Below are 22,750 nucleotides of genomic sequence, written 5' to 3' on the forward strand. Positions count from 1 at the left end.
TGAAAAACAAAATAAAGAATAGGAGGGCAGAGGTTTGGGTTTGTTTAATTGGAAAAATAAGCGGAAAAAAGAGAAGGAGGAGCCTGGGAAAAAGGAGATGAAGGAGGCAGTACTGACCTTATATGCATGCAGGAAAGATGGGGAGGCAGTGCCTGGGATAGCGAAGGACTTATTTTCACAGGTGATGGAGAGGATTTTCTTTACGGATGAGCAGGAATTCCAAATCCTGTTTAAGGATGGGACAGCCATTCAATTTCATGTGACAGCAAATAAACCGGAAAATAAGGCCCAGTCAGAGGGAATGGTCCGTTTTTTTGCCCAGGCGCCCCTTGAGGATGATACAATCAGGGATGCAATCCTGCGCCAGATTAGCCTTTTTAATTGTATTGTGGGGATTCAGTTCCAATTGGATGACAATGAACAGAGGACAAATCATATTGTTAACACCATATATGGGATGGCAAAGGAACTGGGAGGATTTGTCCTGCACCCGGATATGTGCCTGTACAGCCCGGATGGGAAGCTGCTTATATCCATTGATGGAAAGACGGATTATGAGGAGTTCCGTCCTCAGGCCCATTCCAGCCTTCTGGAACGGGATGCGGAGGAGACGGAGGCGGACAGGGCAAGAAAAGAACGGTCAATCGCCCTTCTGAAGGAAAAAGGCATACCGTATATTGAGCACCTGCAGGCCGCGGTATTGGAAGAGGAATGCAGGATTCCACCGAAAGACGTCATTATCCACAGGCTGTCAGCTGTATTTGCGGCGGCAGTGGTGTCTGAGATTTATGGAGGCGGTCAGTTTGACAACTGCCGTGAGATTGCTGAAGGCCAGATGAAGCAGATGGAGGAGCGCTATCAGGTCACCCGCTGGCTCTCCCCTGAGGAAAAGGCGTATATTGAAAATCCATTGCAGGAACCGCTGCAGCACGTTAAGTTTGGCTGGAGATATGAATGCTGCTCCGTCCTTTTGTGGGCGTTGTCCATGATTGGGTTGAAAGAGCCGGATGAAATCTGTGACGCTGCCAAACTGGGGTCAATTATGTGGAATCATACATTTGACAGCCTGATGGAAAAAGCCGTGCTCCGCGGCAGGGATGAAATCCTGGATATGCAGGATCTTGTATTCCGATATGACTGGGCCTGTGTGGATGCACGCATACACCATGGGAAAGTGGATGGGCTGGATGGGGAAATCATATTTGAATGGCATTATGCGCTTAACTGGCTGACAGGAGCAGATGGGATTACGGAGTGGGATAGGGTGAGTACTACTACGTGATATGTGGATTGTGATGTGTTTAAGGAATCTAAGGCAGTATAAGAAGCATGTAAAATGTTTTCATAAGAAAGTGATTGACGTTCCACTGAGATTTTCGTATAATTTTTATTAACGGTTGGCAGAAGTCAACATCTGTGTGGAGTATGGATTCTGCATGGACCTATGGTCCGGACGATAATTAACAGCAATGATTTCATGATATCAGGAGAATACCAGGAAGGTAATGGATATCCCTAAGGGATAGGTCTGTTTTCCTGGTATTTTTGTGTGTTAAAGGAGCCGGATGAGGGAGATGCAAAAAGATGGACCTGAGACATGTAGGATGGTTTTCAGGAATTATAGGAGGACGGGAATGAAACGAAGTTTTAATTTTACAATGGCAGCCATGGCTGCAGCAGCCATGCTGGTGACTGGGTGCGGGGGAAATGGTTCCGGTGCGGCAGGAGGACCGGCATCCGGACAGGAGCAGCAGGGAACACAGGGGACAGCACAGGCGTCCGGCCAAAAGGAGCAACAGGAAAATGGACAGGTGTCCGGAACCCAGGGAACGGTAAGGGATGACGTGATTGTTGTCATGGGGCCTACGTCCGAACCGGAAGCGGGATTTGACCCGGCTTATGGATGGGGGGCAGGGGAGCATGTGCATGAGCCGTTAATCCAGAGTACCCTGACGGTGACGACGACGGATCTGAAAATCGGCTATGACCTGGCGACCGGCATGGAGGCCAGTGACGATGGCCTGACCTGGACCGTGACCATACGGGATGACGTGGTGTTTACGGATGGGGAGAAGCTGACTGCGGGGGATGTGGCATTTACCTATAATACGCTGAGGGATACCAGTTCGGTTAATGACTTCACCATGCTTAAAGAGGCTGAGGCAGTGGATGACACAACGGTGGAATTCCATATGAACCGCCCGTATTCCATATGGCCATATACCATGGCTATTGTCGGAATCGTGCCGGAACATGCCTATGGGACGGGATATGGGGAGCATCCGGTTGGTTCGGGCCGTTATGTGCTGAAGCAGTGGGATAAGGGGCAGCAGGTAATCCTGGAGGCTAATCCGGATTATTATGGGGAGGCGCCAAAGATGAAGAAGGTGACCATCCTGTTCATGGAGGAGGATGCGGCCTATGCGGCTGTCATGTCGGGACAGGCGGACCTGGCCTATACGGCTGCTTCTTATTCGGACCAGACACTGCCGGGATATGAACTGCTGGCATTTGAAACCGTGGATAACAGGGGATTTAACCTTCCTGCCGTGCCGGATGAAGGAAAGACAATGGATGGGATACCCGTTGGAAATGATTTTACAGGTGATGTGCAGGTGCGGCGGGCCATCAATCTTGCAATCGACAGGAATGAGATGATTGATAATGTGCTGAACGGCTATGGAAGCCCGGCCTACAGCGTCTGTGACAAGATGCCCTGGTATAATGATGCTGCCCGGGTCGGGTATGATGCTGCGAAGGCAGCGGATATACTGGATAAAGCCGGGTGGTTGACCGGAAGCGATGGAATCAGGGAAAAGGACGGCGTCAGGGCATCCATGACCCTTATGTACCCGGCCAGCGATTCTGTCCGTCAGGCCCTGGCAGCAGATACGGCCAATCAGCTAAAGGAAGTCGGCATTGAGGTTAAGACAGAGGGCGTTGGATGGGATACGGCTTATGACAGGGCGCAGGCAGAACCGCTGATGTGGGGCTGGGGCGCGCATACGCCTATGGAGCTTTATAACATTTACCATACCATGAAGGAATCGGGGCTGGCGGAGTATTCTCCTTATACCAATGAGACCGTGGACCGTTATATGGATGAGGCCCTGGCCTCCAGCGATTTGGAACAGTCCTATGAGCTTTGGAAAAAGGCACAGTGGGATGGGAACACGGGAATTACCCAGGATGGGGATATACCATGGATCTGGCTGGTGAATATTGACCATCTGTACTGGGCCAGGGAGAATCTAAAGGTGGCGGATCAGAAGCTGCATCCCCACGGGCATGGATGGTCCATTGTGAATAATGTGGATCAGTGGAGCTGGTTGTGATGAAAGGACGATGACATGGGTTTGAGACAGGTTGGTAAGAATGTTGCACGGATGGCAGTACTGCTTGTGCTGGTCAGTATTGCGGCCTTTTTCCTGGTCACGGTGTCGCCTCTTGACCCACTAAGGACGAATGTAGGGCAGGCGGCGCTGGGAAGCATGAGTGAGGAGCAGATTGCACAGCTTGAGGAGTACTGGGGCGTGAACACGCCGCCTGTCAAACGGTATGTGTCCTGGGCAGCGGATTTCCTGCGGGGGGATATGGGGACATCCCTTCTGTACCGCCAGCCTGTTTCCAAGGTGATTGGAGAAAGGCTGGCTAATTCCCTCTGGCTGATGGCATCGGCCTGGCTGATATCCGGCGCAGTGGGATTTGTGCTGGGCGTGGCGGCAGGGGCCAGGAAAGGGGGGCTGACAGATAAGCTGATTTCTGCATATGCGCTGCTTACTGCCAGTACCCCGGCCTTCTGGCTGGCGCTGGTGCTGCTGATGGTATTTGCGGTGTGGCTGAAGGTGCTCCCGATTGGACTCAGCGTCCCCATCGGGATGGAAGCGTCCGCTGTCACGCTGGGGGACAGGCTGGTCCACGGCATCCTTCCGGTGGCTGCCTTGTCCATTACCGGCATTTCCAATATCGCACTTCACACAAGAGAGAAGATGGCAGAGGTCATGGAGAGCGATTATGTGCTGTTTGCAAGGGCCAGAGGTGAGTCGGAGTGGGGGATTGTGAAGCGCCATGGCATACGCAACATCCTGCTTCCGGCCATGACCCTGCAGTTTGCTTCGGTCAGCGAGATATTCGGAGGGTCGGTCCTGGTGGAGCAGGTATTTTCCTATCCCGGACTGGGGCAGGCGGCTGTTACGGCTGGCCTGGGCGGGGATGTGCCGCTTCTGTTGGGAATCACTGTCATAAGCGCGGCCATTGTGTTTGCAGGGAATTTCACCGCCAACATACTGTATGGCGCAGTGGACCCCAGGATCAGGAAAAGGAGGGCAGGCTGATGGGATGGTTTACGGCGTGGAACCGGCGCAAGACCCTGTTCGTTTTCCTGATAATGGCAGCCCTTATGCTGGCAGCCATTACCATTGGGGGCAGGGTATTGGAAAATGAGGCCATGGTGACGGATTTTTCCAGGAAGAATCTGGCGCCATGTCCTGCATATCCTTTTGGGACGGACTGGATGGGACGCGATATGTTTGTAAGGACAATAACCGGCCTCTCCCTGAGTATACGGATTGGACTTTTGACAGCGGCAGTGAGCGCGGTCATTGCATGTTTTATGGGAACCGCGGCAGCCTGTCTGGGAAAGGCCGCGGATGGATTGGTGGGAATTATCATTGACCTGGTCATGGGGATTCCGCATATCCTGCTGCTGATTTTGATTTCCTTTGCAGCAGGCAAGGGGTTCTGGGGCGTGATGGTGGGGATATCCCTGACTCACTGGACATCCCTGGCAAGACTATTGAGGGCTGAGGTCATGCAGCTGAAGGAGCGCCAGTACATAAAGATTGCTGGAAAGCTGGGAATGGGTAAAATGCAGATTGCGTGGAAGCACATGATGCCCCATCTCCTGCCGCAGCTTCTGGTGGGGGTGGTGCTGCTGTTTCCCCATGCCATCCTTCACGAGGCCAGCATTACATTCCTTGGCTTTGGCCTTTCCCCGGAACAGCCGGCCATCGGGGTCATCCTGTCTGAGAGCATGAAGTATCTGACCATGGGAAAATGGTGGCTGGCCCTGTTTCCGGGACTTTTGCTGGTGTTGGTAGTGGCCCTGTTCCATTTTATCGGCGATACCATGATGACGTTGATTAATCCTAACAAGGCTCATATGTAGGCGGGGGAACTGGATTGGTCAGCGGAGTATGGGAGGGAAATGGGAATGGGGAGTGGAATCTGGTGCGGGGATGAAGCTGGGTAGTGGAATCTGGTGCGGGGATGGAGCTGGTTAGTGGAATCTGGATTTGGAAGGAAATTATGGGGTGGAATCTGGGGCTGAAAGGAGATTGGCGGAATGGAAACAGTATTGTCAGTGGAACATCTGATGATTTCATTTTCCCAGTATGAGCGGGGGTGGAGGAAGATACAGCTTCCGGTTATCAGGGACCTGAGTATTAATGTTAAAGGTCATGAGATTGTGGCTGTGGTGGGATCCAGCGGTTCGGGGAAGAGTCTCCTGGCCCATGCGGTCATGGGGCTTCTGCCTGCCAATGCTTCCTGGAAGGGAAGGATTACCTTTAAGGGGGAGGAACTGACCGGAAAAAGGGTGAAGGAGCTGAGGGGAAGGCAGATGGTGCTGGTACCTCAGAGTGTTTCCTATCTGGACCCGCTTATGAAGGTTGGGGACCAGGTGAGGAACGGGCATAAGGATGGGAAATCCAGAACCCGAAGCAGGGAGGTACTTGGCAGATATGGGCTGGGGGAGGATACGGAAGGGCTCTATCCGTTTCAGCTGTCTGGCGGAATGACACGCCGGGTGCTGATTTCCACCGCTGTCATGGAGAAACCGGAACTGGTGATTGCGGATGAACCGACCCCGGGGCTTCATATCAGTGCGGCTAAGAGGGTGTTGTCGCATTTCCGGGAGATTGCGGATGAAGGGGCGGGAGTGCTGCTGATTACCCATGATTTGGAACTGGCCCTTAAGGTGGCTGACCGGATTGTGGTGTTTTACGCAGGAACCAATGTGGAGGAGGCTGCCGTGTCTGATTTTCAGAGGGAGGAGAGCCTGCGCCATCCATATACAAGGGCGCTGTACCGTGCCATGCCGAGCCATGGATTTGAGGTTCAGCCAGGGGCGCAGCCCTATGTGAAGGACCTCCCCAGGGGATGCCCCTATGGACCCAGATGTCCCATGGCAGACCAGGGCTGTTTGGAAGAAATCGAGTATCGCGCTTATAAAGGCGGTATGGTAAAATGTAGGAAGGCAGGAATATGAGACTGGAAGCAGGGAACATTTCCTTTCAATATGACAATGGAAACAGGAAAATACTGAATAATGTAAGTATATGCCTGGAGCAGGAGGAACGGGTAGGGATTACTGCTCCCAGCGGGTTTGGGAAGACCACGTTCTGCAAGATCCTGGCCGGGTATGAATCGCCTGATTCCGGGCGCGTGCTGTTGGACGGAAAACCTTTGTCCGGATTTGGCGCGTACTGTCCGGTCCAGATGGTGTGGCAGCATCCGGAGCTGTCGGTGAACCCAAAGCTTAAGATGAGGGAAGTCATCAAAGAAGGGGATGAGGTGGAGGAGCGGATCATCAGGGGGCTGGGCATTGAACCGGACTGGATGAACCGGTATCCAGGGGAGCTTTCCGGAGGCGAGCTGCAGAGGTTCTGCATTGCCAGGGCGCTTGGCAGGCGGACACGGTTTTTGCTGGCAGATGAAATCAGTACCATGCTGGATTTGATAACCCAGAGCCAGATATGGAATTTCCTTTTAGAAGAGGTGAGGCACCGGAAGATGGGATTGCTGGTGGTGAGCCATTCCAGGGAACTGCTGGAGCGGGTATGTACCAGAATTGTGGATTTGAAGGAGGAAATTTGAATATGGACGTAAGGGAACTGCTGGAACAGGTGAAGTCAGGGGCGGTTAAGATAGAGGATGCGGAACATGCTTTGAAGGACCTGCCGTATGAGGATTTGGGATATGCAAAGCTGGACCATCACAGGAAACTCAGGTCCGGTTTCGGTGAGACTGTGTTCTGCCAGGGAAAGCCGGATGCTTACCTGATGGAGATTTATAAACGGTTTTATGAGCGGGACGGCGAGGTGCTGGGAACAAGGGCGTCTGAGGAACAATATATGCTGGTGAAAGCAGCGGTCCCGGAAGTGGTCTATGACCCTATTTCCAGAATCCTTAAGGTGGAACGCCCGGGCAAGGAAAGAAAAGGACTCATTGCTGTGTGTACGGGAGGCACGGCAGATATACCGGTAGCTGAGGAGGCTGCACAGACAGCGGAGTATTTTGGCTGTGCGGTGGACCGGATCTTCGATGTGGGGGTGGCGGGAATCCACCGGCTGCTTTCACAGCGGGACAGGATCATGAAAGCCAACTGCATTGTTGCGGTGGCGGGAATGGAAGGCGCTTTGGGGACTGTGATCGCAGGGCTTGCGGATTGTCCGGTGGTTGCGGTTCCCACATCTGTGGGATACGGGGCCAGCTTTCATGGACTGTCGGCTCTTTTGACCATGCTGAATTCCTGTGCCAACGGGATTTCAGTGGTGAATATTGACAATGGATACGGGGCCGGTTATCTGGCCACGCAAATAAACAGATTGGCGGTAAGATGAAATGGGAAAAATATTGTACTTGGAATGTAATTCCGGAATCAGCGGGGATATGACAGTCGGGGCGCTTCTGGATCTGGGCGCGGACAGGGATGTGCTGGAACATGCCCTTGAAAGCCTGGGGGTGGGAGGATATCATCTGTATTTTGGGCGGAAGAATGTATGTGGATTGGATTCGTATGATTTTGATGTGCATCTGGAGGAGGATGGGCATGACCATAGAGAAGGGCATGGGGATAGCCATGGTCATGGAGAAGGATACGGGCATAGTCACGGCCATGAAGCGGGGGATGAGCACGGTCATGGCCATAGTCATGGAGAAGGGGATGAGCACAGCCATGGTCATGGAGAAGGCCATGAACACAGCCATGGTCATGGAGAAGGCCATGGGCACAGCCATGGTCATGGAGAAGGCCATGGGCACAGCCATGGTCACGGAGAGGGCCATGAGCACAGCCATCCCCACGAAGAAGGCCATGAGGACAGCCACAGCCATGAAGAAGGCTATGAGCACAGTCATGCTCATGAAGAGAGTCATGAGCATAGCCACATTCATGAAGAAGGGCATGAACACAGCCACGGTCATGAAGAAGGGCATGAGCACAGCCATGGTCATGGAGAGGGCCATGAGCACAGCCACGGTCATGGAGAAGGCCATGAGCACAGCCATGGTCACGGAGAGGGCCATGAGCACAGCCATCCCCACGAAGAACCGCATGACCATGCCCACCATAATCACACAGAAGCCCAGGCCCGTGTTCACGACCAATGGGAAGTCCATAAGCATGTACATCCCCATGAAGAAACCCATAATCATACGGATCCTCACACCCATCCCAATGAGGACGCCCACAGTCATTCCCATGCCCATCAGCACGGGGACGGTCATTCCCATGTTCACAGAAATCTGTTCGACATATATCAGATTATTGACAGACTGGATTCCAATGACCGCGTGAAGGAACTGGCGCGAAAGATGTTCAGGATAGTGGCGGAAGCAGAGTCAAAGGCCCATGGCCTGCCTCTGGAGCAGGTGCATTTCCACGAAGTGGGGGCCATTGATTCAATTGTGGATATCATCAGTGTGGCGGTGTGCGTGGATAATCTGGGAGTGGATGATGTGGTGGTGTCCGCCCTGGCAGAGGGACACGGACATGTGCATTGCCAGCATGGAGTCCTTCCTGTTCCTGTACCGGCCACAGCGAATATTGCTTCAGCTTATGGGCTGGATCTCCGGTTTACGGATAATGACGGGGAGATGGTCACGCCTACCGGGGCAGCGATTGCGGCGGCCTTGGGCACCAGGGACAGCCTGCCGGATTCCTGCCGCCTTCTTAAGGTTGGTATGGGAGCCGGAAACAGGGTATTTAAGCAGGCCAATGTGCTGCGTGCCATGCTGATGGAGACGTCTCAGGCAGAGGCGGGAAAAGCTGGGAATCTGACATCGGATGGCTGTTCCATGTGGGTAATGGAGACCAATCTGGATGACTGTACAGGGGAAATCCTGGGCTTTGTCATGGAACTGCTTCTGGAGGCAGGGGCTGCGGACGTGTGGTATACGCCGATATTCATGAAAAAGAACAGACCCGCCTACACGCTGTCTGTCCTGTGCAGGGGTGAGGACAGGGAGAAGCTGGAGGAAATCATACTGATCCATACCACGACCATTGGAATCAGGCAGTATCCTGTGACAAGGACTGTGCTTGCCAGGGAGAAGATGACCGTGGACATGGACTGTGGACAGGCGGACGTGAAGGTATGCACATATAAAGACAGGAAATTTTATTATCCGGAATATGAGAGTGTACGCCGTATCTGCCGGGAGACGGACCGGGATTTTAAGGCTGTGTACCAGGCTGTGCGCCTGGAAGCAGAGCGGAAAGGATTGTGAGGATGAGCGACAGGGAAATGCTTCAGGCCAGGATGAGGGAGCTGGTATCGGAGGATATCTGCCTTGCATTTTCAGGCGGCGTGGACTCCAGCCTTCTCCTTAAAGTGGCTGCTGATGCGGCTGTTGAAACAGGGAAAAAGGTGTATGCAGTGACATTTGACAGCAGGCTCCACCCATCCTGCGATTTAGAGATTGCCAAGCGGGTGGCCGGTGAACTGGGAGGAATCCACCAGGTCATAGAAGTGGATGAACTGGAACAGGAGGAAATACGGATGAATCCTGTTAACCGCTGCTATCTGTGCAAACGCCATCTTTTTATGTCGCTTAAGAAGCTGGCAGGGGAATATGGAATCAGCCGGATACTGGACGGTACCAATGAGGACGACATGCATGTGTACAGGCCGGGGATACAGGCTTTGAAGGAACTGGGGATCATAAGCCCGCTTGCTGAATTGCATATCACGAAGGACGCGGTGAAGCAGATGGCAGCTGAGTACGGGGTTTCAGTGGCATCAAGGCCCTCCACCCCCTGTATGGCCACAAGGCTGCCTTATAATACAAGGATTGATTATGATGTGCTGGACAGGATTGCCCGGGGAGAGGCATATCTGAAACGTATGCTGCCGGGAAATGTACGCCTGCGCCTCCATGGCGGGATTGCCAGGCTGGAGGTGGACCGGGATTCATTTACCAGGCTCCTGGATATGGGGGAGGAAGTGGTGCGGAGGCTGAAGGAACTGGGATTTACTTATGTAACCCTGGATATGGAAGGATTCCGGTCGGGGAGCATGGATGTGGGGATTGGGAAAAGCAGTTAAAGGATACGCCACGCCTGCATAGAGAGGTTCCATTATAGATTCTTGTGTTTATGGAAAAATAAGAGTATAATGGTCTAAGATTTGCTGTTGGCAATACAGGGAAAATATACCGGATCAAAGGGGGATAATCCTATGTTTCTTCTGTTATTGGCGGTGTGGCTTATATTGAATGGTAAAATAACGGTGGAAATCTGCGTCTTTGGCGTATTGATTTCCGCCGCTCTTTTTTATTTCATGTGCAGGTATATGGAGTACAGTCTGCGCAAGGAGCTGCTTCTGTTCCGCCTGACGCCGCTGTTCGTCCAATATTTCTGGGTTCTGGTGAAGGAGATAGTGAGGGCAAATGTGTGCGTGCTGAAAATCATCGTGTCGCCGGAACTGGAACCGGAACCGGCTTTTGTGTATTTTGATGCAAAGTTCAGGACCGGGATGGCTAAGGTGGTGCTGGCTAACTCCATTACCCTGACCCCGGGCACCATTACGGTTTCTGTGGAAAATGACAGCTTCTGCGTGCATTGTCTGGACCGGGAACTGGCAGAGGGGATGGAGGATTCCGTGTTTGTGGAGCTTTTATTGGAAATGGAGGCAGTGGAAAGCAGATGGATGTGATTGGGCTGGTATATGATAAGATGCTGGGCGGTTCGGTCATTGTACTGGCTGTCCTGATTATTTTAAGTATCATCCGTTCGGTCCGGGGTCCGGGGATTGCGGACCGGATTATTGCGGTTAATATGATTGGAACCATGATCATCATGATAATAGCAATCCTTTCCGTGTACCTGGATGAGAATTATCTGGTGGACGTGTGCCTTATATATGCCATGCTGAGTTTCCTTGGGGTGGTGGTCCTCTGTAAGGTGTATACGGGTGTTTACCTGCAAAGGAAGAATATGAAGGCTGACCTGGGGGCCATTGAGGATAATGTAAGCAGGCAGGGTGTTGATACGGCGGATGCATCGGACCCTTCTGAAAGGGAGGAAGGCATATGACGTGGAGATGGATACAGCTGGCAGCAGCGTCTGCCTGCTTTCTGGTTGGAATCATATTCATGATTCTGGCTGTTTTCGGTGTGAACCGCTTCCATAAGGCCCTGAACCGTATGCATGCGGCGGCCATGGGGGATACGCTGGGGATCCTGTTTGTATTTGCAGGACTGATTGTGATGAAGGGATTCTCCATGGATTCCCTTAAACTGTTCCTGGTCATCCTTTTTTTCTGGTCGGCAGGACCTGTGTCAGGCCATATGATAAGCAGGCTGGAGGCCATGACAGATGAGGAATTGGGGAAAATCCTGATAATACGGAAGACGGGGAAGGAACGGGGATATGGGGAGGAAGAGTGCAGTGCGGACGGATGCGGTGTAGGCGGATATTGTGCAGTAGGGTACGGTGCAGACGGATGTGGTGCGGATGGATGCGGTGCGGATGGATGTGGTGCGGATGGATGTGGTACGGATGGATGCGGTGCAGACGGATGTGGTGCAGACGGATGCGGTGCAGATGCGTGTGAGGCAGAAGGATACAGCGCAAAAACATGCATGACAAAGACGCACAATGCAGAAAATCACAATGCAGAAAATCGCAACGCAGAAAAGCACAACGCTCCGGCAAAGGAGGAAAGCACAGATGAGGTTATTTGAAATCATACTTCTAATCAGCCTGGTAGTATGCGCGGTATCGGTTGGGTTTGCCAGGGATTTGCTGACCTCGATTGTTATTTTCATGTCCTACAGCCTTATTATGTGTGTTATATGGATCCTGCTCCAGTCTCCGGACCTGGCTATTACGGAAGCGGCTGTGGGAGCCGGGGTTACCAGCATCCTGTTTTTCATTACATTGAAGAAAATAAGGGCCATAAGTAAGGCCCGCGATGCAGTGGACGGCGGGACCATCCGAAAGGAGGGCCAGGATGAGCAGGAGAAGGGATAATTATGAGAGTAGCCGGTGGATGAAATTCAGGAAATGGGTGGATGGGGAAGTAGACCCTTTGGATCATGGAATGGAGATAAAGATACCGGGAAATGAAAATGACTGTACAAAAGTTCAGTATACAGCTGAAGCAGGGGGAGAAGGCAGGACAGCCGGAACTGTCAGGGGCGATGAAGTGCTGACAGGCAGCGCCGAACCGGGGATGAAGGCTGTATCCGGGCTTTTGCAGGAGTCTATGAACCAGGAGCCTGCAGACAAAAAAAACATGGACCCAAATCCCATGAATCAAGGGCCTGGAACCCCGCCGTCCGCCGCTCCATCCCTCCTGATCCGCGAAGAACGTGGAATCAGGATTTTCCACCGCTTTTACCAGGTCATGTCGGTGCTTCTGTGCTTCAGCATCATATTTGTCCTGCTGTGGACCATTGCCTATCTGCCGGTATTCGGAAATGCGGGCAATCCGGATAACAATGAGGTGTCGGCGCGCTATATTGAGAAGGGATTGGAGGAAACAGGGGCAGTGAATATTGTGACAGGGATGATACTGGATTACCGTGCCTTTGATACATTTGGGGAATCCTGTGTCCTGTTCATTGCATCCTGCTGCGTGTTTGCGCTGCTGCGGATTGACGCGGCCAGCAGGGACAAGCAGACGGCCAAACGGCTGGCAGAGGCCAACGACCGTTTATTTGAGCCTAAAAATGATATCATCCTTCAAAAATGCGCCTGCGTGCTGGTGCCCCTTATCCTGGTCTTTGGCATCTATATTGTGCTTAACGGCCACCTTTCGCCGGGCGGGGGATTTTCGGGCGGGGCGGTTCTGGGATCCGGACTGATCCTTTATCTGAATGCATTTGGTTTTCAGAAGACAGAACGCTTTTTTACGGAAAAGGTTTACCGCAGGATTACGCTGGCGGCCCTGACATTTTACTGCCTGGCTAAGAGTTATTCTTTTTATACGGGAGCCAATCATCTGGAGAGCCATATTCCGTTAGGGACACCGGGCGCAATTTTAAGCAGCGGCCTGATCCTTCCCCTGAACATCTGCGTGGGCCTGGTTGTGGCCTGCACCATGTATGCATTTTATACCCTGTTCCGGAAGGGAGGTATGTAGGATGGTTTCACATCTGTTCATGAATGTGGAAGAAACCGTGTCGGTCATCCTGTTCGGCATCGGATTTACCATGCTTTTGCTGCACCAGAACCTGATTAAGAAAATCATGGGCATGAATATCATGGATACGGCCGTGTACCTTTTCCTGGCCGCCAAGGGGTATATCCGCGGCAGGATGGTGCCCATTGTGGTGGATGGGGTCAGGGAGGTGTCGGCCTACATCAATCCGGTACCCAGCGGCCTTGTGCTCACCGGAATCGTGGTTTCGGTGAGTACCACGGCCTTGATGCTGGCTTTGACCATACGGCTTTATGAGCGGTATGGTTCCCTTGATCTGGATGAGATCCTTACACGGGCAAAGGAGGAAGAAAAGGCATGACACTTGTGCAGAATTTTCCTTTCTTTTCCATCATCATCGCCATGTTTTCCGGCATCCTTTCCCTGGCCCTATCCGGCAGGCGGGCCAGGAACGTAAGCCTGGGCGCAATCAGCATTGTGACGGTTATGTCCTTTGCTGTGTTCCTGTACTGTATGGATGCGGGGGAAAGCTATACCTACATGATGGGGCATTTTCCTGCGCCATGGGGAAATGAAATCCGGGCAGGGGTCCTGGAAGGGCTGACTGCAACGGTATTTGGCGTGGTAATGCTGCTCTCGGTTGTGGGCGGCATGGACCATACGTATGAGGATGTGGAGGGGACCAAGCTTAACCTGTTTTTCATTATGATTGACATGATGCTCAGCTCCCTGCTGGCCCTGATTTATACCAATGACCTGTTTACCGCTTATGTGTTTGTGGAAATCAATACCATAGCGGGCTGCGGGCTTATCATGATACGGCAGAAGGGGCGGAGCCTTTCCGCGGCCATCCGTTATATGATCATGAGCCAGCTGGGATCGGGCCTGTTCCTGATTGGCCTGAGCCTGCTCTATGATGTGACCGGACATCTGCTCATGAGCCCGGCCAAGGAGGCCGTGGCCCTGATAGAGGCAACCGGGAAGTACGGGATTCCCATGCTTGTCATCCTTGCGGTCATCAGCGTGGGCCTTGCCATCAAAAGCGGCCTGTATCCGTTCCATTACTGGATACCGGATACGTATGGCTATGCCACGCCAACGGCCAGCGCAATCCTGTCCGGCCTGGTGTCCAAGGGATATATATTCCTGCTGATTAAGATATTTTACAGGGTGCTTGGACGGGAAAATGTGATTGCCAGCCAGATTGTGAATGTCCTTTACCTGTTCGGCCTGGCGGGAATGATCATGGGGTCGGTGCACGCCATCATGGAGGAGGATACAAGGCGGATGATAGCCTATTCCTCAGTGGCCCAGATTGGCTATATCTATATGGGAATCGGCCTGGGAACCCAGGCCGGGATGGTGGCGGCCGTATTCCACATGTTTACCCATTCCGCCACCAAGGCCCTTCTGTTCATCAGCGCGGTGGGGCTGTATGAGGTTTCGGGAGATAAAAAGGATTACCGCAGCCTGCGTGGGGCAGGATACCGCAATCCCCTGGCTGGAATCGGTTTTGCAGTGGGGGCGCTGTCCATGGTGGGATTTCCCATGCTGGCGGGATTCATTTCCAAGCTGCTTTTTGCCACCTCGGCGCTTCAAAGCCCCCACAAGATGATACCCACCCTGATTGTGCTGGCTGTCAGTACCACCCTGAATGCCATCTACTTCCTCCGGCTGGTCATCACCCTTTATTCGGGCGGTGGAAGTGAGAGGAAGGGGAAGGCGAGTTCCTGGAAGCTCAGGGCAGCTATCCTGTGCTTTATCCTGCTGAACCTGGTGCTGGGGCTTAAATCCCAGCCGGTTGTACAGGCTATCTGGGACGGGCTTGCCATGTTTGATTAAAAGGAGATACCATATGGACGGAAATGTGATATTGCTGCTGCCGGTCCTGATTCCCATTGTAATGGGGAGTCTGGTCCTGACAGTAAAGGGATTCAGGAAAAACAGGAATGTGCTGATTGCAGCCGTGGCCGGAACCCTGGCCGCGGGCGTCCTTCTGACATGGGCGGCCCTGCTGACAGGCGGGCGGCTTACGCTGTGGCAGATGACGGAGCATATAACGGTTGCACTGGCAGTGGATGGGGTCGGCAGGCTGTTTGCCGCCCTGACATCAGGTATCTGGCTTCTGGTGGGGATATACTCCTTTTCCTATATGACCCATGAAAAGGATGAATTCCGTTTTTTCGGCTTTTACCTGATTGTGCTGGGGGTCCTGATTGCACTTGATTTTTCTGCCAACCTGGTCACCTTCTACGTGTGTTATGAGATGATGACGCTGACCTCCCTGCCCCTGGTGCTGCATGAGATGACAAAGGAAGCAGTGATGGCAGGGCTTAAATACCTGTTTTATTCTGTGGCCGGCGCATTCCTTGCACTGTTTGGCATATTTTACCTGTACTCAGTGGCGGAAAGCCTGACGTTTACCCCGGGCGGGGTTGCCATGGGATTACCTGCCAATGGCCATGATGGGCTGTTCCTGGGGGCTGTGTGCTGCATGCTGGTGGGATTTGGGACCAAGGCAGGCATGTTTCCGCTGCACGGCTGGCTGCCCACGGCCCATCCTGTGGCCCCGGCGCCTGCCAGCGCCGTACTTTCAGGGCTGATTACCAAGTCAGGCGTGCTGGCGCTCATCAGGGTTGCGTATTACATTGTGGGACCGGACCGGCTGAGGGGGACATGGGTCCAGGATGTGTGGATGTTCCTTGCCCTTCTGACCGTGTTCATGGGTTCCATGCTGGCGTATAAGGAGCCGGTGCTCAAGAAACGCCTGGCGTATTCCACGGTGAGTCAGGTGTCGTATATCATATTCGGTCTGGGACTTTTTAACGGGACAGGCTTTGTGGGTGCTTTGTCACATGTGGTATTCCATTCCCTGGTGAAGAACGGGCTGTTCCTGGCAGCCGGGGCAGTCATCTTTAAAACCGGGTGGACCAGGACCAGTGAAATGGACGGGCTGGGCCGGGTGATGCCTGTGATGCTGGGATGCTATACCCTGGTTTCCCTGGCCCTGATCGGGATTCCCCCGGCCAGCGGTTTTGTAAGTAAATGGTATCTTGCCACCGGCGCCCTGGCTTCCGGTACAGGTGTCTGGTCCTGGCTTGGCCCGGTCATCCTGTTAATCAGCGCGCTGCTGACAGCGGGGTATCTTCTGCCCCTGGCCATAAGGGGATTCTTCCCGGGGGCGGATTTTGATGAAGGGGAGATACGGGCCAGGGGTCTTGCGGGCCAGGAGCCTTCCTGGCTTATGATGGTTCCCATGCTGGCACTGACCGCAGGGGCAATCCTCTTTGGCTGCTTCCCGGGACCATTGATATCCATGCTTAAGTCCATTGCAGCTACAGTGCTTTGACGGAGGTTGGCATATGAGCAGAATGTTACTGGCGGTTCCGGCGCTCCTTCCCATTGTCGGGGGTGTGGTCCTGCTGATCATGAATCATTTTAAGGGAAATGCCGTCTTCCGGTACAGGGGGCTGGCATTGTTTGTGGAAGGGATTACCCTGGTGAACAGCCTGGTCATTGGGTGGCTGATTGTCCATAAGGCGGGAACCGGTGAGCAGATGGTGCTGTTTAAGCTCTATGGCGACCTGAGGGTCATGTTCAGCCTGGACGGTCTGGGCAGTGTGTTTGCCGGGCTGATTGCGTTCCTGTGGCCCCTGGCGGTGCTGTATTCGTTTGAGTATATGAGGAATGAGGAGAGGCAGACGGTTTTCTTTGCCTATTATCTGATGACCTACGGTGTGACGGTGGGAATTGCGTTCGCAGGGAATCTGGTAACCCTGTACCTGTTTTATGAGCTGCTGACCCTTGTGACCTTTCCGCTGGTGCTTCATCCCATGACGAAGGCAGCGGTGCGGGCAAGCAGGAAGTACCTGTATTATGCCATTGGCGGTGCGGCTTTTGCATTTATCGGAATCATATTCGTACTTAATTTCTCTACCACGGGCAATACCCAGTTTGTGCCGGGGGGAATCATGGATGCGGTGGCAGGGCAGACAAGGAGGGGGACACTGTTATTTGTGTATGTGCTGGCATTTTTCGGATTTGGCGTAAAGGCCGCGCTCTTTCCCTGCCATGGCTGGCTACCGGATGCCACGGTGGCGCCCACGCCGGTCACGGCCCTGCTTCATGCGGTGGCAGTGGTGAAGTCCGGCGCATTTGCAGTCATGCGCCTTACCTATTACAGCTTTGGCACCGCCCTTTTAAGAGGGAGTTTTGCCCAGTATATTGTCATGGGGGCAGCCATGGTAACCGTGGTTTATGGTTCCACCATGGCGGTGAAGGAGATTCACTGGAAACGGAGGCTGGCTTATTCCACCATCAGCAACCTTTCCTATATCCTTCTTGGGACTGCCATGATGAGCCCTTTGGGGCTGATTGCAGCCATGAGCCATATGGTGTTCCATGCTTTTATGAAAATCTGCTCCTTCTTCTGCGCAGGGGCAGTGATGCACCAGTCCGGGAAGACCTATGTCTATGAACTGGACGGCATGGCCAGGAAAATGCCGGTTACCTTTGCATGTCTCACCATTGCCAGCATATCCCTGGCAGGAATCCCTCCTTTTGCCGGATTCATAAGCAAATGGAACATTGCCCAGTCAGCCTTTGACTGCGGCCGGATCCTGAGCGGGGCGGGAAACGGGGGATACTGGCTTCCCTATGCAGGGGCGTGTGTGCTGCTGTATTCAGCGCTGATGACAGCGGTTTACATGTTTACGGTCCTGGTAAGGGCGTATTTCCCAAAGGAAGGGACGGTTCCCGGCGGGGATGTGAGGGACCCCAACTGGATGATGCTGGTTCCCCTCCTGATTTTCGCAGGTGTGATTATCTGTTTCGGGTTTCATTCCGTTCCGCTGATGAAGATATTGTGGGCAATAGGAGGTAAGGCAGGATGATGGATACAATGGACCTGGTGATTCCGGGATTCTGCGGCATGGGAATGCACCTGAGGCTGGATGGCTTCAGGCTGGTTTACGTGCTCATAGCCATTGTGATGTGGACGGTGTGCGGCCTGTTTTCCCTGGAATATATGAGGCATTATGAGAAGCGCGGAAGATATTATGTTTTTTTCTGGATAACCTTCCTGGCAACGGCAGGCGTATTCCTGTCAGCGGACCTGTATACCACTTTCATATTTTTTGAAATCATGTCATTTACCTCCTATGTGTGGGTGGCCTTTGATGAGAAGAAGGAAAGCCTGAGGGCGGCCGGGACCTACCTGGCAGTGGCGGTGATTGGCGGACTTGTCATGCTCATGGGGCTGTTCCTGCTGTATGATATGACCGGCACCCTTGAAATCGATGGACTGGCCGGGGCCGCGGAAACTATATTATCCGGAAATGGGGTATATGGCTCTCAGGGGCCTGTGAGGCTGTACGTGGCCGGAGGGCTTTTGCTGTTTGGGTTTGGGGCCAAGGCAGGCTGTTTCCCGCTTCATATCTGGCTTCCCAAGGCGCATCCGGTGGCTCCAGCCCCTGCCAGCGCCCTGCTGTCCGGGATACTGACAAAGGCAGGTGTGTTCGGAATCGTGATTGTGTCCTGCGTGATGTTCCAGGCAGATAGGAACTGGGGCCTGCTGGTTGCCGTGCTGGGATTCATCACCATGTTTCTGGGCGCCCTGTTGGCCCTGTTTTCCGTTAATCTCAAGCGGACCCTGGCATGTTCCTCTGTGTCGCAGATAGGATTCATCCTCACAGGTACAGGGATGTGCTGCCTGCTAAAGTCCGTGGGCGCCGGCAATGGGCTGGCTGTCCGCGGTACCTTCCTCCATATGGTGAACCATTCCATGTTTAAGCTGGTACTGTTCCTGTGTGCGGGCGCGGTGTTCATGAACCTGCACCAGCTGGACCTGAACGATATCAGGGGATTTGGAAGGAGGAAGCCGGCCCTCCTGTTCTGTTTCCTCATGGGGGCCTTGGGCATCAGCGGGATTCCCATGTGGAGCGGATATGTGAGCAAGACATTGCTCCATGAGGGGATTGTGGAATACGGGGAAATGCTGGCGCAGGGGATAGGAACGGCTTTTGGCGGGGGGATTGGGTCTGCGGGAGGGGGAACCTATCTCGCTGGCGGTATATATGGATTGGGCGCGGTTCTTGGATCCCCAGCCCTGTGGAAGGCGGCAGAGTGGCTGTTCCTGTTAACGGGCGGAATGACACTGGCTTATATGCTGAAGCTGTTCATTGCCCTTTTCGTGGACCGGCATCCGGTGCGGCAACAGGAATTTGATGCCATGTCCTCGGGCTATATGAATCCGGTGAGCCGGGCGGCACTGTGTATTTCTGCGGCGGTGATTCCGGTATTCGGGTCATTCCCTCAGCTGTTCATGGACCGGGCGGCGGATTTGGGGCAGGGATTTTTTCATGGGGATTTGCCGGGGCATAAGGTTTCCTACTTTGCGGCTGGGAACCTGAAGGGGGCTGCAATTACCATTGGCATAGGGATTGTGCTGTACGTGGTTGTGGTGCGCGGCCTGCTGATGGAGAAGGCGGAAGTTGGGGAACAGGTGGAGAATCGGGGGATTGATAGTGGGGTCGATGGAAGAGTCGATAGTAGAGCCAATGGAGGAGTCGATAGCGGAGTCAATGGAGGAGCCGATAGCGGAGCCGATGGAGGGGCCGATAGTGGAGTTAATAGAGGAGCCGATAGCGGAGTCAATAGAGGAGCCGATAGCGGAGCCGATAGTGGAGTTAATAGCAGAATCAATAGAAAACTTGGCAGCGTGTACAGATATGTGGACCGCTGGCCTAAGTGGCTGGATTTAGAGGAACTGGTTTACCGCCCGATTCTGGCAGTGGCGCTTCCGGGCATATTTGGAGCCGTCTTCCGGTTTATCGACCGGTATCTGGTGTCCACGGCTGTGAATCTGTTCCTTCAGATATCCGCGGTCCTGTGCCGTACCCTTGACCATATGGCGGATGGCATCATCCTGCTGGCCAGGAAGACTACCCACAGGCAGAGGAATGGGGAAAAGGTCCTGGGCGGAAATGACAGGTTGGCTTTTATCCTGGGACATTTTATTGATGATGTGGCCATCCTTGGACGCCGCCTGCCGGGAAGAAGGAAAGAGCGGGAAGGAAAAGATTCTGTCATTCCCCGCCTGATTGAGGGGGAGGAAGTGCTGAAACGTACCGGAAAGCTGGTGGAGGAAAGTTTTTCATTTGGACTTATGCTGTTTTGTATCGGACTTTGCCTGACGCTGGGATATCTGCTGGTGGTGTTTTTTAGGGGATAGGATTTTCAGGTAATAGGTTTTTTGAATAATAGGATTTCAGAAGGCAGGGCAACTGACTTAGCCAGCTTCCCCAGGTAAAAAAATACCTATTTACCAAAAATGGAAAATATAAAAGGGCAATTTGCTGCAGTAAAAGCCGGGAAAAAGGACAGGGGGCCAATGATATCCGATATTGGATATCATTGGCCCCCGCATTATCTATTTTTGATAATCTTCCTTCTATGTTAATGAAATTAAAACTTTACTACTATTTAAAACCGTGTTAGAATTAAAATCGTGAGTATGTAAAGTATACGTAAAGATAAAGTAAAGAATAAGAGAGTAGGTAAAAAAGAATTATGGATATGTCGTTTTCCTTTTTCCTGCGGCAGCTGATGACGAATCCGGCCTTATTGATAACGGTATTGCTGACCTTGGGGGTCATCTGTGTGAATGGTATCACGGATGCGCCCAATGCCATTGCCACCTGTGTATCAACCAGGTCCCTGGATGTCAATGTCGCTATTGTCATGGCTGCTGTGTGTAACTGCGCCGGAATCGTGGTCATGACCATGATTAATGCAACGGTTGCTTCCACCATTACCAACATGGTTAATTTTGGAGATGATACTTCCATTGCCCTGGTGGCATTGTGCGCGGCCCTGTTTTCCATTGTGGTGTGGTCTTCCTTCGCAGTGTCCATCGGCTGTCCCACCAGTGAGAGCCATGCGTTGATTGCCGGCCTGACAGGCGCGGCGATTGCAATCAGGGGCGGATTCTCAGCCATCAATGGGGCTGAGTGGATGAAAGTAGTTTACGGCCTGGTGTTTTCCGTGTTACTTGGATTCTTCAGCGGATATTTATCCTGCAAGCTGGTTTCCTGGACATGCCGTAACATGGACAGGCGCAGGACCACCGGATTCTTCAAGTATGCACAGATTGGCGCGGCCGCGGCCATGGCCTTCATGCACGGCGCCCAGGACGGGCAGAAGTTCATGGGTGTCATGCTTCTCGGAATCTGTATGGTAAATGGCAGCAGCAGTACGGCAGGCGTACGTTTTCCGCTGTGGATGCTGCTTCTGGGTTCCGCGGCCATGGCGCTGGGAACTTCCATAGGAGGAAAGAAAATCATTAAATCCGTTGGAATGGACATGGTCCGTCTGGAGAAGTATCAGGGCTTTTCCGCTGATATGGCAGGAGCCGCCTGCCTGCTTGGCTTTTCCATGTTTGGTATCCCTGTGAGCACCACCCACACCAAGACCACCGCCATCATGGGCGTAGGCGCCGTGAAGCGGCTGTCAGCCATTAACTTCGGGGTGGTTAAGGATATGGTGATGACCTGGATCATGACCTTCCCGGGCTGCGGCCTCATAGGATTCCTCATAGCTAAACTGTTCATGATGCTGTTCCACGGTTAGATAAAGGAGAAGATGAGATGTCTAAGAAAAGCGATAGTTACTATTTTCAGAACTTTATAGAATGTGTCCAGTGCGGCTGCGAGGCGGCAAAGATGCTGGAGGAAAACCTGATGAGCTTTGATGCGGGATGCCTGCAGGAGAAACTGGACGAGCTTCACCAGATTGAGCATGATGCGGACAAGAAAAAGCATGAGATGATGGGAGTGCTGGTCAAGGCATTCATCACACCCATTGAGCGCGAGGACATCATCCTTTTGAGCCAGAGCATTGATGAGGTGACGGACAAGATTGAGGATGTGCTGATCCGCATTTACATTAATAATGTGCATGACATCAAGCCGGAAGCGGTTGCATTTACCAAGGTAATCATCCGCTGCTGCCAGGCATTAAAGGAAGTGATGGAGGAGTTCTGCGACTTTCAGAAGTCCAAGACACTGCACGGGCTGATTATTGAGATTAATGCCCTGGAAGAGGAAGGCGACCGCCTGTTCATTGATTCCATGCGTAAGCTCCACACCGAGGAGAAAGACCCCATTCAAATCATTGCATGGAGGGAAATTTACGTCTACCTGGAGAAATGCTGCGATGCCTGTGAGCATGTGGCGGATATTGTGGAAAGCGTAATAATGAAGAACACCTGATGTACTGAACGTTTTAAATATATGATATGGTAAGGCATTGTTCCTGTGATAAAACAGGGGCAGTGCCTTTTTCACATTGTTAACACAAATTTA

Annotated in this window: 21 protein-coding genes and 1 pseudogene; all 22 read left to right on the top strand. The window is 52.8% G+C overall.

What is annotated here, in order from left to right; all coding sequences use genetic code 11:
- Positions 1-97: 97 nt before the first annotated feature.
- The 22 genes and pseudogenes from MCJ35_RS30225 (at position 98) to MCJ35_RS30325 (ending at position 22,657) form a co-directional block, all read left to right on the top strand.
- Positions 98-1,282: a DUF4272 domain-containing protein gene (locus MCJ35_RS30225; RefSeq protein ID WP_051400590.1), complete on the top strand. Its 1,185-nt coding sequence runs from the start codon at positions 98-100 to the stop codon at positions 1,280-1,282.
- Positions 1,283-1,634: 352 nt separating this feature from the next.
- Positions 1,635-3,335 carry an ABC transporter substrate-binding protein gene (locus MCJ35_RS30230; RefSeq protein ID WP_025483814.1) on the top strand — a complete coding sequence of 567 codons (1,701 nt, stop codon included), beginning with the start codon at positions 1,635-1,637 and terminating at the stop codon, positions 3,333-3,335.
- Between the two features lie 15 nt (positions 3,336-3,350).
- A complete protein-coding gene (locus MCJ35_RS30235; protein ID WP_008720956.1) occupies positions 3,351-4,334 on the top strand; it encodes an ABC transporter permease in 984 nt (327 codons plus the stop codon).
- Positions 4,334-5,167, top strand: coding sequence for an ABC transporter permease (locus MCJ35_RS30240; protein ID WP_008720958.1), 834 nt, complete (start codon positions 4,334-4,336; stop codon positions 5,165-5,167). Before MCJ35_RS30235 ends, MCJ35_RS30240 begins: the two co-directional genes overlap by 1 nt.
- 177 nt (positions 5,168-5,344) lie before the next feature.
- Positions 5,345-6,268: an ATP-binding cassette domain-containing protein gene (locus MCJ35_RS30245; RefSeq protein ID WP_025483812.1), complete on the top strand. Its 924-nt coding sequence runs from the start codon at positions 5,345-5,347 to the stop codon at positions 6,266-6,268.
- Positions 6,265-6,876 carry an ABC transporter ATP-binding protein gene (locus MCJ35_RS30250; RefSeq protein ID WP_008720960.1) on the top strand — a complete coding sequence of 204 codons (612 nt, stop codon included), beginning with the start codon at positions 6,265-6,267 and terminating at the stop codon, positions 6,874-6,876. The genes MCJ35_RS30245 and MCJ35_RS30250 overlap by 4 nt, the downstream gene beginning before the upstream one ends.
- Positions 6,877-6,878: 2 nt before the next feature.
- Complete coding sequence (gene larB, locus MCJ35_RS30255; protein ID WP_008720961.1) at positions 6,879-7,622, top strand: nickel pincer cofactor biosynthesis protein LarB; 744 nt, start codon at positions 6,879-6,881, stop codon at positions 7,620-7,622.
- Position 7,623: 1 nt separating this feature from the next.
- A pseudogene (larC, locus tag MCJ35_RS32625) lies at positions 7,624-7,831 on the top strand (nickel insertion protein); the annotation flags it as partial.
- Between the two features lie 338 nt (positions 7,832-8,169).
- Positions 8,170-9,510: a nickel pincer cofactor biosynthesis protein LarC gene (gene larC, locus MCJ35_RS30260; protein WP_488473325.1), complete on the top strand. Its 1,341-nt coding sequence runs from the start codon at positions 8,170-8,172 to the stop codon at positions 9,508-9,510.
- Positions 9,511-9,512: 2 nt separating this feature from the next.
- Complete coding sequence (larE, locus tag MCJ35_RS30265; protein ID WP_025483810.1) at positions 9,513-10,328, top strand: ATP-dependent sacrificial sulfur transferase LarE; 816 nt, start codon at positions 9,513-9,515, stop codon at positions 10,326-10,328.
- 132 nt (positions 10,329-10,460) lie between these two features.
- Positions 10,461-10,937: a Na+/H+ antiporter subunit E gene (locus MCJ35_RS30270; RefSeq protein WP_025483809.1), complete on the top strand. Its 477-nt coding sequence runs from the start codon at positions 10,461-10,463 to the stop codon at positions 10,935-10,937.
- The gene (locus tag MCJ35_RS30275; RefSeq protein ID WP_008720967.1) at positions 10,928-11,317 is read left to right on the top strand and encodes an MrpF/PhaF family protein; all 390 of its coding nucleotides are present in this window, start codon (positions 10,928-10,930) and stop codon (positions 11,315-11,317) included. The genes MCJ35_RS30270 and MCJ35_RS30275 overlap by 10 nt, the downstream gene beginning before the upstream one ends.
- The gene (locus MCJ35_RS30280; protein WP_025483807.1) at positions 11,314-11,967 is read left to right on the top strand and encodes a monovalent cation/H(+) antiporter subunit G; all 654 of its coding nucleotides are present in this window, start codon (positions 11,314-11,316) and stop codon (positions 11,965-11,967) included. Before MCJ35_RS30275 ends, MCJ35_RS30280 begins: the two co-directional genes overlap by 4 nt.
- Positions 11,954-12,256 carry a hydrogenase subunit MbhD domain-containing protein gene (locus MCJ35_RS30285; RefSeq protein ID WP_025483805.1) on the top strand — a complete coding sequence of 101 codons (303 nt, stop codon included), beginning with the start codon at positions 11,954-11,956 and terminating at the stop codon, positions 12,254-12,256. Before MCJ35_RS30280 ends, MCJ35_RS30285 begins: the two co-directional genes overlap by 14 nt.
- On the top strand, positions 12,237-13,370 hold the full coding sequence (gene mbhE, locus MCJ35_RS30290; RefSeq protein WP_025483804.1) for a hydrogen gas-evolving membrane-bound hydrogenase subunit E: 1,134 nt from the start codon (positions 12,237-12,239) through the stop codon (positions 13,368-13,370). Before MCJ35_RS30285 ends, mbhE begins: the two co-directional genes overlap by 20 nt.
- A gap of 1 nt (position 13,371) precedes the next feature.
- A complete protein-coding gene (locus MCJ35_RS30295; protein ID WP_008720971.1) occupies positions 13,372-13,749 on the top strand; it encodes a sodium:proton antiporter in 378 nt (125 codons plus the stop codon).
- Positions 13,746-15,230, top strand: coding sequence for a complex I subunit 5 family protein (locus tag MCJ35_RS30300; RefSeq protein WP_025483801.1), 1,485 nt, complete (start codon positions 13,746-13,748; stop codon positions 15,228-15,230). Before MCJ35_RS30295 ends, MCJ35_RS30300 begins: the two co-directional genes overlap by 4 nt.
- Positions 15,231-15,243: 13 nt before the next feature.
- Entirely contained in the window at positions 15,244-16,737 is a 1,494-nt protein-coding gene (locus MCJ35_RS30305) for a complex I subunit 5 family protein (protein WP_008720973.1), read from the top strand.
- Positions 16,738-16,750: 13 nt separating this feature from the next.
- Positions 16,751-18,280 carry a complex I subunit 5 family protein gene (locus MCJ35_RS30310; protein WP_008720975.1) on the top strand — a complete coding sequence of 510 codons (1,530 nt, stop codon included), beginning with the start codon at positions 16,751-16,753 and terminating at the stop codon, positions 18,278-18,280.
- On the top strand, positions 18,277-20,619 hold the full coding sequence (locus tag MCJ35_RS30315) for a complex I subunit 5 family protein (RefSeq protein WP_025483800.1): 2,343 nt from the start codon (positions 18,277-18,279) through the stop codon (positions 20,617-20,619). The genes MCJ35_RS30310 and MCJ35_RS30315 overlap by 4 nt, the downstream gene beginning before the upstream one ends.
- Positions 20,620-20,957: 338 nt before the next feature.
- The gene (locus MCJ35_RS30320) at positions 20,958-22,016 is read left to right on the top strand and encodes an inorganic phosphate transporter (RefSeq protein WP_025483798.1); all 1,059 of its coding nucleotides are present in this window, start codon (positions 20,958-20,960) and stop codon (positions 22,014-22,016) included.
- 17 nt (positions 22,017-22,033) lie between these two features.
- The gene (locus MCJ35_RS30325) at positions 22,034-22,657 is read left to right on the top strand and encodes a DUF47 domain-containing protein (RefSeq protein WP_008720979.1); all 624 of its coding nucleotides are present in this window, start codon (positions 22,034-22,036) and stop codon (positions 22,655-22,657) included.
- Positions 22,658-22,750: the final 93 nt, after the last annotated feature.

Origin of the sequence: Enterocloster sp. OA13 (assembly GCF_022440595.1) — a bacterium.
Taxonomy (GTDB): Bacteria; Bacillota; Clostridia; order Lachnospirales; family Lachnospiraceae; genus Enterocloster; species Enterocloster hominis.

Excerpts from the sequence above, each read along its gene's own strand:
- larB (WP_008720961.1), top strand. The coding sequence starts at position 6,879 with ATGGACGTAAGGGAACTGCTGGAACAGGTGAAGTCAGGGGCGGTTAAG.
- MCJ35_RS30280 (WP_025483807.1), top strand. The coding sequence starts at position 11,314 with ATGACGTGGAGATGGATACAGCTGGCAGCAGCGTCTGCCTGCTTTCTG.
- MCJ35_RS30245 (WP_025483812.1), top strand. The coding sequence starts at position 5,345 with ATGGAAACAGTATTGTCAGTGGAACATCTGATGATTTCATTTTCCCAG.
- MCJ35_RS30320 (WP_025483798.1), top strand. The coding sequence starts at position 20,958 with ATGGATATGTCGTTTTCCTTTTTCCTGCGGCAGCTGATGACGAATCCG.
- MCJ35_RS30315 (WP_025483800.1), top strand. The coding sequence starts at position 18,277 with ATGATGGATACAATGGACCTGGTGATTCCGGGATTCTGCGGCATGGGA.
- larE (WP_025483810.1), top strand. The coding sequence starts at position 9,513 with ATGAGCGACAGGGAAATGCTTCAGGCCAGGATGAGGGAGCTGGTATCG.
- MCJ35_RS30225 (WP_051400590.1), top strand. The coding sequence starts at position 98 with ATGAAGGAGGCAGTACTGACCTTATATGCATGCAGGAAAGATGGGGAG.
- MCJ35_RS30295 (WP_008720971.1), top strand. The coding sequence starts at position 13,372 with ATGGTTTCACATCTGTTCATGAATGTGGAAGAAACCGTGTCGGTCATC.
- MCJ35_RS30240 (WP_008720958.1), top strand. The coding sequence starts at position 4,334 with ATGGGATGGTTTACGGCGTGGAACCGGCGCAAGACCCTGTTCGTTTTC.
- MCJ35_RS30230 (WP_025483814.1), top strand. The coding sequence starts at position 1,635 with ATGAAACGAAGTTTTAATTTTACAATGGCAGCCATGGCTGCAGCAGCC.
- MCJ35_RS30300 (WP_025483801.1), top strand. The coding sequence starts at position 13,746 with ATGACACTTGTGCAGAATTTTCCTTTCTTTTCCATCATCATCGCCATG.
- MCJ35_RS30235 (WP_008720956.1), top strand. The coding sequence starts at position 3,351 with ATGGGTTTGAGACAGGTTGGTAAGAATGTTGCACGGATGGCAGTACTG.
- MCJ35_RS30275 (WP_008720967.1), top strand. The coding sequence starts at position 10,928 with ATGGATGTGATTGGGCTGGTATATGATAAGATGCTGGGCGGTTCGGTC.
- MCJ35_RS30325 (WP_008720979.1), top strand. The coding sequence starts at position 22,034 with ATGTCTAAGAAAAGCGATAGTTACTATTTTCAGAACTTTATAGAATGT.
- MCJ35_RS30270 (WP_025483809.1), top strand. The coding sequence starts at position 10,461 with ATGTTTCTTCTGTTATTGGCGGTGTGGCTTATATTGAATGGTAAAATA.
- mbhE (WP_025483804.1), top strand. The coding sequence starts at position 12,237 with ATGAGCAGGAGAAGGGATAATTATGAGAGTAGCCGGTGGATGAAATTC.
- MCJ35_RS30285 (WP_025483805.1), top strand. The coding sequence starts at position 11,954 with ATGAGGTTATTTGAAATCATACTTCTAATCAGCCTGGTAGTATGCGCG.
- MCJ35_RS30250 (WP_008720960.1), top strand. The coding sequence starts at position 6,265 with ATGAGACTGGAAGCAGGGAACATTTCCTTTCAATATGACAATGGAAAC.
- MCJ35_RS30305 (WP_008720973.1), top strand. The coding sequence starts at position 15,244 with ATGGACGGAAATGTGATATTGCTGCTGCCGGTCCTGATTCCCATTGTA.
- MCJ35_RS30310 (WP_008720975.1), top strand. The coding sequence starts at position 16,751 with ATGAGCAGAATGTTACTGGCGGTTCCGGCGCTCCTTCCCATTGTCGGG.